Annotated in this window: 16 protein-coding genes; 15 read left to right on the top strand and 1 reads right to left on the bottom strand. The window is 32.2% G+C overall.

Features of this window, described 5'->3' with window-relative positions; all coding sequences use genetic code 11:
- The first annotated feature begins 19 nt into the window (after positions 1-19).
- The 11 genes from fabG (at position 20) to hisIE (ending at position 11,098) form a co-directional block, all read left to right on the top strand.
- Positions 20-766, top strand: coding sequence for a 3-oxoacyl-[acyl-carrier-protein] reductase (gene fabG / locus R6X41_RS06300; RefSeq protein WP_318498493.1), 747 nt, complete (start codon positions 20-22; stop codon positions 764-766).
- 3 nt (positions 767-769) lie between these two features.
- On the top strand, positions 770-2,797 hold the full coding sequence (locus R6X41_RS06305) for a VWA domain-containing protein (protein WP_318498495.1): 2,028 nt from the start codon (positions 770-772) through the stop codon (positions 2,795-2,797).
- A 10-nt stretch (positions 2,798-2,807) separates the two neighbouring features.
- Positions 2,808-3,623 (top strand): prohibitin family protein, encoded by an 816-nt coding sequence (locus R6X41_RS06310; protein WP_318498497.1) that lies wholly within the window; start codon positions 2,808-2,810, stop codon positions 3,621-3,623.
- Positions 3,624-3,869: 246 nt separating this feature from the next.
- Entirely contained in the window at positions 3,870-4,727 is an 858-nt protein-coding gene (gene hisG, locus R6X41_RS06315; protein WP_318498499.1) for an ATP phosphoribosyltransferase, read from the top strand.
- Between the two features lie 15 nt (positions 4,728-4,742).
- Positions 4,743-6,032, top strand: coding sequence for a histidinol dehydrogenase (gene hisD, locus R6X41_RS06320; RefSeq protein WP_318498501.1), 1,290 nt, complete (start codon positions 4,743-4,745; stop codon positions 6,030-6,032).
- Positions 6,032-7,072, top strand: coding sequence for a histidinol-phosphate transaminase (gene hisC, locus R6X41_RS06325; protein ID WP_318498502.1), 1,041 nt, complete (start codon positions 6,032-6,034; stop codon positions 7,070-7,072). Before hisD ends, hisC begins: the two co-directional genes overlap by 1 nt.
- Positions 7,069-8,205 carry a bifunctional histidinol-phosphatase/imidazoleglycerol-phosphate dehydratase HisB gene (hisB, locus tag R6X41_RS06330; protein ID WP_318498504.1) on the top strand — a complete coding sequence of 379 codons (1,137 nt, stop codon included), beginning with the start codon at positions 7,069-7,071 and terminating at the stop codon, positions 8,203-8,205. The genes hisC and hisB overlap by 4 nt, the downstream gene beginning before the upstream one ends.
- Before the next feature lie 104 nt (positions 8,206-8,309).
- Positions 8,310-8,963: an imidazole glycerol phosphate synthase subunit HisH gene (hisH, locus tag R6X41_RS06335; protein WP_318498506.1), complete on the top strand. Its 654-nt coding sequence runs from the start codon at positions 8,310-8,312 to the stop codon at positions 8,961-8,963.
- 19 nt (positions 8,964-8,982) lie between these two features.
- Complete coding sequence (hisA, locus tag R6X41_RS06340; protein WP_318498508.1) at positions 8,983-9,711, top strand: 1-(5-phosphoribosyl)-5-[(5-phosphoribosylamino)methylideneamino]imidazole-4-carboxamide isomerase; 729 nt, start codon at positions 8,983-8,985, stop codon at positions 9,709-9,711.
- Between the two features lie 6 nt (positions 9,712-9,717).
- The gene (gene hisF, locus R6X41_RS06345; RefSeq protein WP_318498510.1) at positions 9,718-10,473 is read left to right on the top strand and encodes an imidazole glycerol phosphate synthase subunit HisF; all 756 of its coding nucleotides are present in this window, start codon (positions 9,718-9,720) and stop codon (positions 10,471-10,473) included.
- A gap of 25 nt (positions 10,474-10,498) precedes the next feature.
- Positions 10,499-11,098 (top strand): bifunctional phosphoribosyl-AMP cyclohydrolase/phosphoribosyl-ATP diphosphatase HisIE, encoded by a 600-nt coding sequence (gene hisIE, locus R6X41_RS06350; protein ID WP_318498512.1) that lies wholly within the window; start codon positions 10,499-10,501, stop codon positions 11,096-11,098.
- Positions 11,099-11,158: 60 nt separating this feature from the next.
- Here hisIE and R6X41_RS06355 read toward each other — a convergent pair whose 3' ends face one another.
- Positions 11,159-11,572 (bottom strand): hypothetical protein, encoded by a 414-nt coding sequence (locus R6X41_RS06355; protein WP_318498514.1) that lies wholly within the window; start codon positions 11,570-11,572, stop codon positions 11,159-11,161.
- Between the two features lie 105 nt (positions 11,573-11,677).
- Here R6X41_RS06355 and R6X41_RS06360 point away from each other — a divergent pair, with 105 nt between their 5' ends.
- From R6X41_RS06360 to R6X41_RS06375, 4 genes are all read left to right on the top strand, one after another.
- A complete protein-coding gene (locus tag R6X41_RS06360) occupies positions 11,678-12,466 on the top strand; it encodes a tRNA pseudouridine synthase A (protein WP_318498516.1) in 789 nt (262 codons plus the stop codon).
- Positions 12,467-12,670: 204 nt separating this feature from the next.
- Positions 12,671-13,171 carry a Dps family protein gene (locus R6X41_RS06365; protein ID WP_318498518.1) on the top strand — a complete coding sequence of 167 codons (501 nt, stop codon included), beginning with the start codon at positions 12,671-12,673 and terminating at the stop codon, positions 13,169-13,171.
- Between the two features lie 80 nt (positions 13,172-13,251).
- Positions 13,252-13,410 (top strand): DUF1328 family protein, encoded by a 159-nt coding sequence (locus R6X41_RS06370; protein WP_318498519.1) that lies wholly within the window; start codon positions 13,252-13,254, stop codon positions 13,408-13,410.
- Positions 13,411-13,460: 50 nt separating this feature from the next.
- On the top strand, positions 13,461-14,000 hold the full coding sequence (locus R6X41_RS06375; protein ID WP_318498521.1) for a hypothetical protein: 540 nt from the start codon (positions 13,461-13,463) through the stop codon (positions 13,998-14,000).
- Positions 14,001-14,035: the final 35 nt, after the last annotated feature.

Raw genomic sequence — 14,035 nt, forward strand, 5'->3', positions numbered from 1 at the left:
AAATTATATTTAACTACACATGAAATTATTACAAGGAAAAACAGCAATTATTACAGGTGCAAGCCGTGGAATTGGTAAGGGAATTGCTCAGGTTTTTGCACAACATGGTGCAAACGTAGCATTTACTTATAGTTCTTCTGTAGAAGCTGCAAATGCTTTAGAAGCAGAATTAAATGGCTTAGGAATAAAAGCTAAAGGTTACCAAAGTAATGCTGCCAATTTTGCTGAAGCTCAAGAGTTGGCTGAAAATGTAGTAAAAGAATTTGGAAGTATAGACATACTAGTAAATAACGCAGGAATTACAAAAGATAACTTGTTAATGCGTATTAGTGAGGAAGATTTTGACCAAGTTATAGAGGTTAACTTAAAGTCTGTTTTTAATATGACGAAAGCGGTGCAGCGTACTATGCTTAAACAACGTAAAGGTTCGATTATTAATATGAGTTCTGTTGTTGGTGTTAAAGGAAATGCAGGTCAGACTAACTATGCAGCGTCTAAAGCTGGAATTATCGGATTCTCCAAATCTGTAGCTTTAGAATTAGGATCAAGAAATATTAGAAGTAACGTTGTTGCACCAGGTTTTATTGAAACTGAAATGACAGCTAAGTTAGACGAAGAAACTGTGAAAGGTTGGAGAACTGGTATTCCTTTAAAAAGAGGAGGGACTCCAGAAGATGTTGCAAATGTTTGTGTGTTTTTAGCAAGTGACATGAGTGCGTATGTTACAGGGCAAACGTTAAATGTAGATGGAGGAATGTTAACATAATATATGCTCACAGAAACCCTATTATATATTATTCTCGCTGGAATTGTAGCACTTCTATTGGCTTTATTTCAGTATAAATTTAAAGTGAAAAGCATGTCGAAATTGTACATGCTTTTCGCTTTTTTACGGTTTACTACTATTTTTTCGGTATTGCTGTTGTTAATCAATCCTAAGTTCGAACAACTTAAATTAACATCAGAAAAACCAAAGCTATTGGTTGCGGTAGATAATTCTAATTCCGTAGCACAATTAGAGCAAGATACTAACGCAAAACAAGTGGTTGAGTCTATACGTTCTAATTCAGAATTAAATGATAAGTTTACTATTGAATATTACAGTTTTGGTAAATCATTAAACGCCTCAGATTCACTCACATTTTCTGAAAAACAAACTGATATTTCTTCAGCTTTAGAGAACCTTCAGGATATTTACAAAGACGAAGTTGCTCCAACCATTTTAATTACCGACGGAAACCAAACTTTTGGTAATGATTACGAGTTTTCTAATTATAATCAACCGGTTTACCCTATAATTTTAGGAGATACCACTGCTTATGTCGATTTAAGTATTAGGCAATTAAACGTAAATAAATATGCCTATTTAAAAAATAAGTTTCCGGTAGAAACTGTTCTGGTATACAACGGAAAAGAAACGGTAAACTCCACGTTCACGGTTACGACAGGAAAGCAAACCGTATATTCAAAAAACATAACATTTAATAAAACTCAAAATTCAGAAGTTTTACAATTTACTTTACCTGCAAATTATGTCGGATTATCTGCTTATAAGGCACATTTAACACCCTTAGAAACTGAAAAAAACACGGTAAATAACACAAAGAATTTTGCTGTTGAAGTGATTGATGAAAAGATGAATATTGCCATTGTTTCAAGTTTTTTCCACCCCGATTTAGGGATGCTTAAAAAGAGTATTGAAAGTAACGAGCAACGTTCGGTTTCAATTTTAAAACCAAATGAAATTAAAAGTCAACTAAATGATTTTCATTTGGTTATATTATATCAGCCTAATAATCAGTTTAAGTTTGTTTTTGATGCCATTAAGGCCGAAAATCGAAATGCATGGATCATTTCAGGTGAACAAACGGATTGGTTCTTTCTAAACAATCAAACTACAATTTACGAACACGATATTACAGCTCAAACAGAAATGTTTCAAGGGGTATTTAATGCCAATTATTCTACATTTATTGTAGACGATTTAAATTTTGAATCGTTCCCATCTTTAAAATCTACATTTGGTGAGATTTCATTTTTTGCATCTTACGAAACCTTACTATATAAAAAGTTAGGAAACTTAATTACAGAACAACCTTTATTGGCCACTTTTGAAATCGATGGTAGGAGAGAAGCTTTGCTCTTAGGAGAAAACATTTGGCAATGGCGCGCTCAAAGTTTTTTAAACGAAAAGTCATTTAATGCATTCGATAATTTTATTGGAAAATTAGTGCAGTATTTAGCATCTACGCAACGTAAAACGCGTTTACTTTTAGATTTTGAATCTTTTTACGAAGGCGTTAATGATGTGGTTATTAAAGCGCAGTTTTTTAATAAGAATTATGAGTTCGATAGCGGAGAAACACTTCAAATTAAATTAAAAAATAAAGAAACAGGAGATGTTTCAGAATTACCTTTTGTGCTTAAAAAAAACAACTATCAAGTCGATTTAAGTCATCTGCCAGCCTCAGAATATGAGTTTACGGTTAGGGCGAGTAATGAAAACATTTCTAAATCAGGAACCTTTACTATTTTGGAGTATAATGTAGAGCAACAATTTTTAAATGCAGATGTTCCAAAGTTAAAGCAGTTAGCTTTAAAAACAAATGGAACATCTTGTTTTATAGCGGATTATGAGATTGTTTTTAATGAATTAATAGCGAGTACTAAATATGCGACTATTCAAAAAAGTATAAAGACAACACAAGCCCTAATTGACTGGACATATGTGCTAGGAATCATAGTTTTCTGCTTATCTTTAGAGTGGTTTTTAAGAAAATATAATGGATTAACTTAATAAATAAATAATGGATAAATTACCTAAAATTGCATTGCCTTTTGTTATTGCTATCATAGCAGTAGTTATTTTAATTTCTAAATCGGCTATAACCATTGACTCAGGGGAAGCAGGTGTGCTTTATAAAACCTTTGACGATGGAGTTGTAACAGATGAGCCAGCTTTAGGAGAAGGATTTCATATTGTAGCGCCTTGGAATAAAGTTTTTGTTTACGAAGTAAGACAACAAGAGATTTACGAGAAAATGAATGTACTTTCTTCTAACGGACTAGATATTAAATTGGAGGCTTCTGCATGGTTTCAGCCTCAATTTGAGAACTTAGGGAAACTTCATCAAGAAAAGAGTGAAATGTATATAGAACGTATTTTACTTCCTGCCATTCGTTCGGCTGCAAGAAGTGTTGTTGGACGTTACACACCAGAGCAATTATATTCTAGTAAACGTGACGCGATTCAGCAAGAAATTTTTGACGAGACTAAAAATATTGTAGATGATCAATACATTCAATTAAATCAGATTTTAGTTAGAGATGTAACATTACCTTCTACAATTAAAGACGCTATTGAGCGTAAATTGAAGCAAGAGCAAGAATCTTTAGAATATGAATTTAGATTAGTTACAGCTCAAAAAGAAGCTCAAAAACAAATTATTGAAGCACAAGGAAAGGCTGATGCGAATAGAATTTTAAGTGAGTCTTTAAATGATAAAATTTTACAAGATAAAGGAATTGAAGCTACGGTTAAATTGTCGGAATCTCCAAATTCTAAAGTCATTGTTATTGGTTCAGGAAAGAGTGGGATGCCTATTATTCTAGGAAATCAATAATTAATTAATATTTTTTAGTTTAAAACTTGCATAAGTGTTTAATTTTTTTGAATATTTGTGTATAACGAAATAATAATATGAACTTTATTCAATTACATCATCATCATTTTCATACTTGTCCTTAAGCGAGCTGAAAGTGTATTGAATAAATTCAAAATAATATATTTTTAAACCCCGTTTGAGTTAATCAGATGGGGTTTTTATTTTTCTCCACACGATCTTGCTCAAACCATATTAATCAACAAAATGAGTAAATTAAAAATTGCAGTTCAAAAATCAGGTCGACTTTACGACGAATCTATGCAAATCCTTAAAGACATAGGGATTTCTATTGACAACGGAAGAGATCAATTAAAAGCTTCGGCTAAAAACTTCCCATTAGAAGTGTTTTATTTGCGTAACGGAGACATACCACAGTATTTAAAAGATGGCGTTGTAGATGCCGCTATTATTGGCGAGAATGTTTTAATTGAAAAAGGAGGAGAGATTCAAGTTATTCAAAAATTAGGTTTTTCATCTTGTAAAGTATCTATCGCTGTGCCAAAATCGGCAAAATACAACAGCATGCAAGATTTAGAAGGTAAGCGTATCGCGACTTCATATCCAAATACAGTACAACAATTTTTAGATAAAAATAATGTAAATGCACAGCTGCACATTATTAACGGATCTGTAGAAATTGCTCCAAATATTGGATTGGCAGATGCTATAGTAGATATTGTTTCTAGCGGAAGCACATTGTTTAAAAACGGACTAAAAGAAGTAGAAGTTTTATTAAAGTCGGAAGCTGTTTTAGCCGCTTCACCTTTAATTTCTGACGCTAATTTAGAGGTTTTAAATATCATTAAATTCAGAATAGAATCGGTTTTAAAAGGGCGTCGTTCTAAATATGTGCTATTAAACGCACCAAATGATAAATTAGATGAAATTATTGCCATTTTACCAGGTATGAAAAGTCCAACAGTCTTACCTTTAGCGCAAGAAGGATGGAGCTCTGTTCATACCGTAATTGATAAAAATAAATTTTGGGAAATTATAGACGAGCTTAAATTTCATGGAGCAGAAGGTATTCTTGTTTGCCCTATCGATAATATGGTTTTATAATTAAAGATATAGACAATGAAAATTATTGAAAACCCCAATAAAGCAGATTGGTCGCAGATATTACAACGTCCTACACAAACTGTTAATGATATTGAAGAAACGGTAACTCAGATTTTTGATGATGTAAAACGTAACGGTGATACTGCAATTTCGAAATACACTTCGCTTTTTGATGGGGTTACATTAGACGATAATTTAGTGAGTTCAGATGAAATTGAATTTGCTAAAACTCAAGTTTCAGAAGAATTAAAAGTAGCAATAACTACCGCATACCAAAATATTGAACGTTTTCACGCTGCACAACAAACAACTAAGGTTGAAGTTGAAACCATGCCTGGTGTAAATTGTTGGCAGGAAAAACGAGCGATTGAAAAAATTGGATTATATATTCCAGGAGGAACAGCACCTTTATTTTCTACAGTTTTAATGTTAACTATTCCTGCAAAAATCGCAGGCTGTAAAGAAATAGTGTTGTGTTCACCACCGAATGCTATAGGAAAGATAGCAAACGAAATATTATTTGCTGCAGATTTATGTGGAGTTTCAAAAATTATAAAAGTAGGAGGGATTCAAGCTATTGCCGGATTAACTTTTGGTACTGAAAATATTCCTCAAGTTTATAAAATATTTGGACCAGGAAATCAATTTGTTACCGTTGCAAAACAATTGGCTACAAAACATGGTGTGGCTATAGATATGCCTGCTGGACCAAGTGAATTATTGGTTGTCGCAGACGATTCTGCCAATGCAGAATTTGTAGCTTCAGATTTATTAAGTCAGGCTGAACATGGAGCTGATAGTCAAGTGATTTTGGTATCGACTTCAAAATCAATGATTAATGATGTTTTAAAAGCAATAGATATTCAAATTGAAGCTTTACCAAGACAAACCATAGCTAAAAAAGCAATTGCAAACTCAAAATTAATTTATGTTGAAAGTGATGAAATTGCTTTAGAATTAATTAATGAATATGCTCCAGAGCATTTTATTATTTGTTCTAAAAACGAAGACCTTTTTGTTAATGGTATTCGTAATGCAGGTTCTGTCTTTATCGGTAATTATACTCCAGAAAGTGCTGGAGATTATGCTTCAGGAACCAACCATACTTTACCAACAAATGGATTTTGCCGCGCGTATTCTGGTGTAAACTTAGATAGCTTTTTAAAGAGTATTACGTTTCAAAAAATTTCAGAAAAAGGCTTATTAGATTTAGGTCCTATTATAGAAAAAATGGCTGCGGCCGAAGGTTTAGAAGCTCACAAAAATGCTGTGACTTTACGATTAAACACTTTAAATAAAAAGTAATGGCAACTGTACAAGATCTTTTAAGACCTTCGATAAAAGCATTAAAAGCCTATTCGTCTGCAAGAGACGAGTTTCAAGAAGAAACCAGTAATATGGTGTTTTTAGATGCGAACGAGAATCCGTTTAATAATGGTGTAAATAGGTATCCAGATCCGCATCAAAATGAAGTGAAGGATATTTTATCTGAAATTAAAAATGTTTCAAAATCTAATATTTTATTAGGAAATGGGAGTGATGAAGTTCTTGATTTATTAATTAGAGCATTTTGTGAACCTAATAAAGACAATATTATTATTTTACCGCCAACATACGGTATGTATGAAGTGCTAGCAAATTTAAATGCTGTTGAAACTAAAAAGATTTTATTATCTAAAGACTTTCAGCCAGAAGGTGATCAGATTTTAGATGAAGCTGACGCCCACAGTAAAATCCTCTTTTTATGTTCGCCAAATAACCCTTCAGGAAATAGCTTTAAAGATTATGAAGTTGAAACTTTATTGAAGAAATTTGAAGGCATTGTAGTTATAGACGAAGCCTATATTGATTTTTCTACTCAAGACAGTTGGTTAGACCGTCTGGAAGAATTTCCTAATTTAGTAATCACTCAAACTCTGTCTAAAGCCTATGGTATGGCAGGATTAAGATTAGGAATTTGCTATGCTTCAGAAGAAATAATTTCAGTTTTAAACACTATAAAACCACCGTATAATATTAATGTGTTAACACAGAACAAAGCGGTAGAATTATTAAAACAACCAGATGTTATAAGCGACGAAATCGATTCGATTTTAATAGAACGAAGTAAATTAATATCAGAATTAAAATCTGTTGCTTACATCAAAAAAATATATCCGTCAGATACTAATTTCGTACTCGTAAAAGTAGACGACGCAACCAAGCGCTATAATCAATTAATTAAAGAAGGCGTAGTGATTCGTAACCGCACAACCCAACCGTTATGCGAAAATTGTTTACGCTTAACTGTGGGAACACCTTCAGAAAATAAAACGCTAATAACCGCACTTACCAAGTTAAAATGAGACAAAAAGTATTATTTATAGATCGTGATGGAACGATTATTAGAGAGCCTGCCGACGAACAAATTGATGGTTTCGAGAAGCTAGAATTTTATCCTAAAGTCTTTCAATATTTAAGTAAAATTGCTAAAGAATTAGATTTTGAAATTGTAATGATTACAAATCAAGATGGTTTAGGAACAGATGTATATCCTGAAAATACATTTTGGCCAGTTCATAATTTTATTCTTGAAGCCTTTAAAAATGAAGGGGTAGAATTTAAAGAACAATTTATTGATAGAACCTTTGCAAAAGACAATGCGCCAACACGTAAACCAAATACAGGTTTATTAACACAATACTTTTCTGAAACTTACGATTTAGAAAATTCTTATGTAATTGGCGACCGTTTAACGGATATTGAATTAGCTAAAAATTTAGGGTCTAAAGGTATTTTCATAAACGATAATACAAATCTTGGTACAGATGAAATTACGGTAAAACATGAAGCTTTAAATGCTTTTATTACTTTGGAGACGAATGACTGGGAAGTTATTTATAAACATCTAAAGGTTGAAGATCGTACAGGAAGTATAGAGCGAAATACTAACGAAACTAAAATTAAGATAGATTTAAATTTAGACGGAACAGGTAAAAGTAATATAGATACAGGAATTGCATTTTTCGACCATATGTTAGACCAAATTGCTCGTCACGGGCAGTTAGATTTAAATTTAAAAGTTACAGGCGATTTAGAAGTGGATGAACACCATACTATTGAAGATACTGCGATTGCTTTAGGTGAATTATTCAATACCGTATTGGGAAATAAATTAGGTATAGAACGTTATGGTTTTTACTTGCCAATGGACGATTGTTTAGCTTCTGTAGGAATTGATTTTGGGGGAAGAAACTGGTTGGTTTGGGATGCAGATTTTAAACGTGAAATGGTAGGAAAAATGCCAACAGAAATGTTTTATCATTTCTTTAAATCGTTTACCGACGGTGCTAAATGTAATTTAAACATTAAGGCCGAAGGGACTAACGAGCATCATAAAATTGAAGCAATATTTAAAGCGTTTGCAAAAGCGATTAAAATGGCTGTAAAACGTGATGTAGAAAAAATGATTTTACCATCAACTAAAGGAATGCTGTAAAAAAAAAGCCCATCTTATTCTTCCCGAAGGGAAGAGACACTCTTAAGTGTATTGGCTGGGAAATAACTTTATTTTGGTAAAAATAAGGTTGTAATTTAAATTATATGAATTCAGAAAAATTAAAACATACGAGTGAGAGTTCTTCCCTTTCGGGGAAGTTAGATGGGGTACCTTCAGTTGTAATAATAGATTACGGTGCAGGTAATATAAAAAGTATTCAATTTGCGTTTAAACGTTTAGGAGTAGATGCTTTGTTATCCAATGATCCAGAAACGATTAGAAATGCAGATCGCGTTATTTTTCCTGGTGTTGGAGAAGCAAGTTCAGCTTTAAAAATGCTAAAAAGCACTAAATTAGATAAATTAATTCCTACCTTAACTCAGCCTGTTTTAGGGATTTGTTTAGGTATGCAATTGTTATGTAAAACAACTGAAGAAGGGAATACTAAAGGATTGGGGATTTTTCAAGTCGATGTAAAACGATTTCCAAATACGGTAAAAGTACCACAAATGGGATGGAATACAATTACAGATTTAAAGTCTTATTTGTTTAAAGACATTCCGGAAAACTCATATATGTATTTAGTACATAGCTATTATGCCGAAAATTGCAAAGAAGCAATTGCTTTAACCAATTATAATGGTGAGTATGCTACGGCGGTACGACATAATAATTTTTATGGTGTACAATTTCACCCAGAAAAAAGTAGTATTGCAGGAGCTAAATTACTTGAAAATTTTTTAAATCTAGAATCATAAATTTACCAATACGTAACAAATGAGAATTATACCAGCCATAGATATTATAGATGGAAAATGTGTCCGTTTAACTAAAGGTGATTACGATACCAAAAAAGTGTATAACGAAAATCCGTTAGAAGTTGCTAAGGGTTTTGAAGATGCCGGTGTTGAATATTTACACCTTGTAGATTTAGATGGTGCTAAAGCAAGTACGATAATAAATTATAAAGTTTTAGAACAAATTGCTTCTAAAACGAAATTAAAGATTGATTTTGGCGGCGGACTAAAAACGAATGAAGATTTATATATCGCATTTAATTCTGGCGCGAAACAAGTTACGGGTGGAAGCATTGCGGTTAAAAACAGTTCAATGTTCGAGAGTTGGATTCATAAGTATGGTAGTCAGAAAATTATTTTGGGTGCAGATGCTAAAAATGAAAAAGTAGCTATAAGTGGTTGGTTAGAAGAAAGTAGTTTGGAAGTCGCGCCGTTTATAAAAGGGTATATGAGTAAAGGGATTCAGTATGTAATCTGTACAGATATTTCTAAAGATGGTATGTTAGAAGGCCCTTCGTTCGATTTATATAAAAAGATAATTACTGAAAATCCAAATATCAAATTAATAGCTTCTGGTGGTATTTCTTGTAAAGAAGAATTACCAAAATTGATGGAGCTGGGGTGCGAAGGTGTCATTATAGGTAAAGCGATTTACGAAAATAAAATCAGTATGAAGGACTTGGAAAAACTGGTTGTAAACTCTCAATAAATTAATATGCTTACAAAACGAATTATCCCTTGTTTGGATATTAAAAATGGTAGAACCGTAAAAGGTGTGAATTTTGTCGATTTAATTGATGCAGGAGACCCTGTAGAATTGGCTAAACAATATGCTTTAAACGGAGCAGACGAGTTGGTGTTTTTAGACATTTCGGCAACTTTAGAAGGAAGAGGAACAACTCTAGACATGGTATTACACGTTGCAGAACAAGTTAATATACCTTTTACTGTTGGAGGAGGTATTTCTTCAATAGAGCATGTAGATGCTTTATTACAATGTGGCGCAGATAAAGTGTCTATTAATTCATCGGCGGTTAAACGTCCTGAATTGGTTAAGGAATTAGCAGATAAATTTGGAAGCCAATGTGTTGTTGTTGCTATTGATGCTAAGGAAGTGAATGGACAATGGAAAGTGCATTTGGCAGGTGGAAGTATTCCAACAGAAATAGACTTATTTGAATGGGCAAAGCAAGTTGAAGATTTAGGTGCAGGTGAAATTTTATTTACATCTATGAATCACGATGGAACTAAAAACGGTTTTGCAAATGAAGCTTTGGCTAAACTTTCTGATATGTTGAATATTCCAATTATAGCTTCAGGAGGTGCAGGAACGATTCAACATTTCGTAGATACTTTTAAAGAAGGAAATGCAGATGCCGCTTTGGCAGCAAGTGTTTTTCACTTTGGAGAAATCCCTATTTCGGAATTAAAAGAAGAATTAAAAAATAATAATATAGCCGTAAGATTGTAAAATTTTACGTTTCAAAATAATAGAAATGATAATAGATTTTAATAAAAATAGCGACGGATTAATACCAGCAATCATTCAAGATGCATCTACAAAAAAAGTGTTGATGCTTGGGTATATGAATGCAGAAGCTTTAGAAAAAACTAAAGACACAAAGTTGGTTACTTTTTATAGTAGAACAAAACAACGGTTATGGACTAAAGGTGAAGAAAGTGGAAATGTCCTGAATTTGGTTGATATAAAAGTAGATTGCGATAATGATACTTTATTAGTTTCAGTGCTTCCTAAAGGACCAACTTGCCATAAAGGAACAGATACTTGTTGGGGAGAAACAAACGATGAATCTTATGGATTTATTTCTCATTTAGAAGATATAATTAAGGACAGACGTTTAAATTCTGCACCTACAGAATCTTATGTGTCTTCACTCTTTGCGGAAGGGATTAATAAAATTGCTCAGAAAGTAGGAGAAGAAGCAGTAGAAGTTGTTATTGAAGCAAAAGATGATGACGCCGATTTATTTTTAAATGAAAGTGCCGATTTATTATTTCACTATTTAATTTTACTTCAAGCTAAAGGTTTTGAAATTAAAGATGTTGTTGGAGTTTTGAAAGGAAGAGAAAAATAGTAGTCATAATAAAGGAGAGTTTAAAAGTCTTAAATTCTCCTTTGTTAATTTCCTTAAATATTATTTAAGCCAGTTTTTTGTTTTAGAATATTTAGAAAATAATAGTAGTAATACCGAAAATATTAAGACCAAAATCGGCATAAGTATAGTTTGGGGTTTTACTACGAAAAATAGATAGCTCATTTGAGCGATTACAGCGATTAACGATGTAAGTGCAATTGGGTAAGCGAATTTTCTGCGAGCCATTAATAAGATACTGGCTAGAAACCCTAGCATAACAGCCACAGCATATGCGCGCATAACCCAAGTAGGCATTTCTAAAATGTCTTGCAATTGCGCTTCTGTTAATTTAGATCTAAAAGCTTCTGTATTATTTGCTTGGATGAAATATTGTTGAACTCCCAAACCGTTCCATAATAAATAGAATCCGGTTACAATCCAATACCAAATAGGAAGTTTAGTTGATTCAGTCATAAATTAAAATAATTAGTAAATTTAATTGAGTTTAAAAGTAGTGATTTTTTTGAGAAGTCTACTAAAATCGGTTACTTGCGTCTCTTCATATAAAAATACATTCAGTTGAATAAACGTTTTTTTTATCTTTTCGAAATTCAGTATTTAGGGTATCGTTTTCACGGTTGGCAAAAACAACCTAAATTAAAAACGGTTCATTTAATGATTGATAAAACCATGCGTTATATTATGGATGGAAAACCATTTAAAACGTTGGGTTCAGGTAGAACGGATGCTATGGTTTCTGCTCAACAAGGTGCTTTTGAGTTGTTTTTAGAAGATAAAATTGAAGACGAACAAGCATTTTTAGAATTGTTTAATTATAATTTACCTCAAGATTTAAGAGCAATCCGTATTACAGAAGTCGATAAAAATTTTAATATAATACAAACGTCAAAAATGAAGGAGTACGTTTATGTATTCGCTCATGGTGAAAAATATCACCCGTTTTGTGCGCCGTTAATGACGACAATTTTAGATCCGTTAGATATTGAAAAAATGAAATTGGGAGCCAAGCTGTTTGAAGGCACTCACAATTTTAAAACCTATTGTTATAAACCTTCCGAAACTGGTATTTTTAACCGCACTATAGATACCTGCGAATTAGTAGAAAACACAATCTTTACTGCCAATTTTTTTCCAGAGCAGTCATATATGCTACGTGTAAAAGGTAAAGGTTTTATGAGAAACCAGATTCGGTTAATGATGGGAGCCCTCATAAAACTAGGTAAAAACGAGATCACTTTACAATATATTCAGGACAGTTTAAAACCAGAAAGCACAGAAGTTATGGATTATGTTGCCCCAGCTTCAGGTTTAGTTTTAAATGCTGTCGAATTCGAAACTACACCATAAATTATAGTTCAAAATCATTATTTTATTATCCAAATATCGAAATTTACATCTGCTTTTTTTGTTAATTTCTTTAAGATTTCATGCTTTTTCTTAACATAATTTAAGTTAATAGAAACCTAATATGGTTAAAATCAGTTAATAAGTTGACTGGTATAGGTTATGCTTTGTATCTTATAAATAAGTTTAACCAAAAAGCCAAAAATTATGAATTACTTAAATATGCAAGATGAAAAGCTACTTCCCGTAGTTGTTGAATTGAATACACTGCTTGCCGATTACCATATATATTATCAGAAACTTAGAAATTTCCATTGGAATATTCTTGGAGAAAACTTCTTCGATTTACATAATAAATTTGAAGAATTATATACAGATGCGAGAACTAAAATTGATGATATTGCCGAACGGATTTTAACCTTACGTTATCACCCGATGAGTAAATTTTCAGATTATTTAGAAATTTCTGCATTAAAAGAAGTATCTCCTTTAAAATCAGATAGGGAAATGGTTGCCGAAATTATAAACGACCATAAACTACTTTTAAACCAGATGAGTACGGTAATTGAAAAATCTACTGACGCCTCAGATGAAGGAACTATCGATTTAATTGGTGGATATATACGAGAATTAGAAAAAGCGAGTTGGATGTTAGACTCTTGGTCTAAGAAAACTTCAGAACACTTAAACAGTGCTATTATTGAATAATGGGTTTTTATAATTTTAGTTAAAAATCAGATTACATAGGTGATTATAAAATCACAAATATTAATTTAAAAAATAAGACTATGTTACGTTGGGCCATCACTTTTATAATTATAGCAATTATCGCTGGAATTTTAGGATTCGGAGGAATTGCAGGAGCATCAGCAGGAATTGCTAAAATATTATTTTTTGTTTTTCTAGTACTTTTTGTAATTACACTTTTTAAAGGTGCTTTGAAATAATAAACTAGAAATTGAATTGATATTAAGTTTAATAATTAAAGTATAAAATCATGAAAACTATATATTTAGTGTTTGCAATGCTGTTTATATATTCAGCAAATGCACAAACAGATCCAAAGAAGGATGTTTTGGATGAAACTAAGACCATTACAACCAAAGAATATACTGGGGACGGAATTAAAGAGAGTAAGGTTGAAATTAACACACGTACCGAGCAAAGTGTGAAACTGGCTGAAGGCGATGAAAATGAAGTTAACCAAAATAGAGTGTATTCTCCAGTCGAGGTTACAGAAACGGTTAAGGTCACAGAAAACAGTCCGTTTACAGCCAATAAAAACTCTATGATTTACGAAGTAGATGGGAAGACCTGTGAATTTAAAATGCAAGAAAATGGATTTTTAATTTTAGATTCCACCAATTCAGAACCAACTAAAGTTGAACAATCGGATGCCGACTCAACCCAATTTGTTATGAATGATAACGGGCAAACAGGTATTGGTTATTTCGATGAAAACGGAAATTTTATTGTGCAACAATTTGACAGAAAGTCTAATAAAATAATTTCTAAAACGTATACCTTAGTAAAATAAAAGTTTAATGTTTTAAAAGTTTTAAGCCCTAGTTT

This window comes from Formosa sejongensis (genome assembly GCF_033447105.1).
GTDB lineage: Bacteria > Bacteroidota > Bacteroidia > Flavobacteriales > Flavobacteriaceae > Formosa.

What these genes read in the sequence shown, in the direction of transcription:
- fabG (WP_318498493.1), top strand. Translation starts at nt 20, where the DNA reads ATGAAATTATTACAAGGAAAAACAGCAATTATTACAGGTGCAAGCCGT.
- R6X41_RS06305 (WP_318498495.1), top strand. Translation starts at nt 770, where the DNA reads ATGCTCACAGAAACCCTATTATATATTATTCTCGCTGGAATTGTAGCA.
- R6X41_RS06310 (WP_318498497.1), top strand. Translation starts at nt 2,808, where the DNA reads ATGGATAAATTACCTAAAATTGCATTGCCTTTTGTTATTGCTATCATA.
- hisG (WP_318498499.1), top strand. Translation starts at nt 3,870, where the DNA reads ATGAGTAAATTAAAAATTGCAGTTCAAAAATCAGGTCGACTTTACGAC.
- hisD (WP_318498501.1), top strand. Translation starts at nt 4,743, where the DNA reads ATGAAAATTATTGAAAACCCCAATAAAGCAGATTGGTCGCAGATATTA.
- hisC (WP_318498502.1), top strand. Translation starts at nt 6,032, where the DNA reads ATGGCAACTGTACAAGATCTTTTAAGACCTTCGATAAAAGCATTAAAA.
- hisB (WP_318498504.1), top strand. Translation starts at nt 7,069, where the DNA reads ATGAGACAAAAAGTATTATTTATAGATCGTGATGGAACGATTATTAGA.
- hisH (WP_318498506.1), top strand. Translation starts at nt 8,310, where the DNA reads ATGAATTCAGAAAAATTAAAACATACGAGTGAGAGTTCTTCCCTTTCG.
- hisA (WP_318498508.1), top strand. Translation starts at nt 8,983, where the DNA reads ATGAGAATTATACCAGCCATAGATATTATAGATGGAAAATGTGTCCGT.
- hisF (WP_318498510.1), top strand. Translation starts at nt 9,718, where the DNA reads ATGCTTACAAAACGAATTATCCCTTGTTTGGATATTAAAAATGGTAGA.
- hisIE (WP_318498512.1), top strand. Translation starts at nt 10,499, where the DNA reads ATGATAATAGATTTTAATAAAAATAGCGACGGATTAATACCAGCAATC.
- R6X41_RS06355 (WP_318498514.1), bottom strand. Translation starts at nt 11,572, where the DNA reads ATGACTGAATCAACTAAACTTCCTATTTGGTATTGGATTGTAACCGGA.
- R6X41_RS06365 (WP_318498518.1), top strand. Translation starts at nt 12,671, where the DNA reads ATGAATTACTTAAATATGCAAGATGAAAAGCTACTTCCCGTAGTTGTT.
- R6X41_RS06370 (WP_318498519.1), top strand. Translation starts at nt 13,252, where the DNA reads ATGTTACGTTGGGCCATCACTTTTATAATTATAGCAATTATCGCTGGA.
- R6X41_RS06375 (WP_318498521.1), top strand. Translation starts at nt 13,461, where the DNA reads ATGAAAACTATATATTTAGTGTTTGCAATGCTGTTTATATATTCAGCA.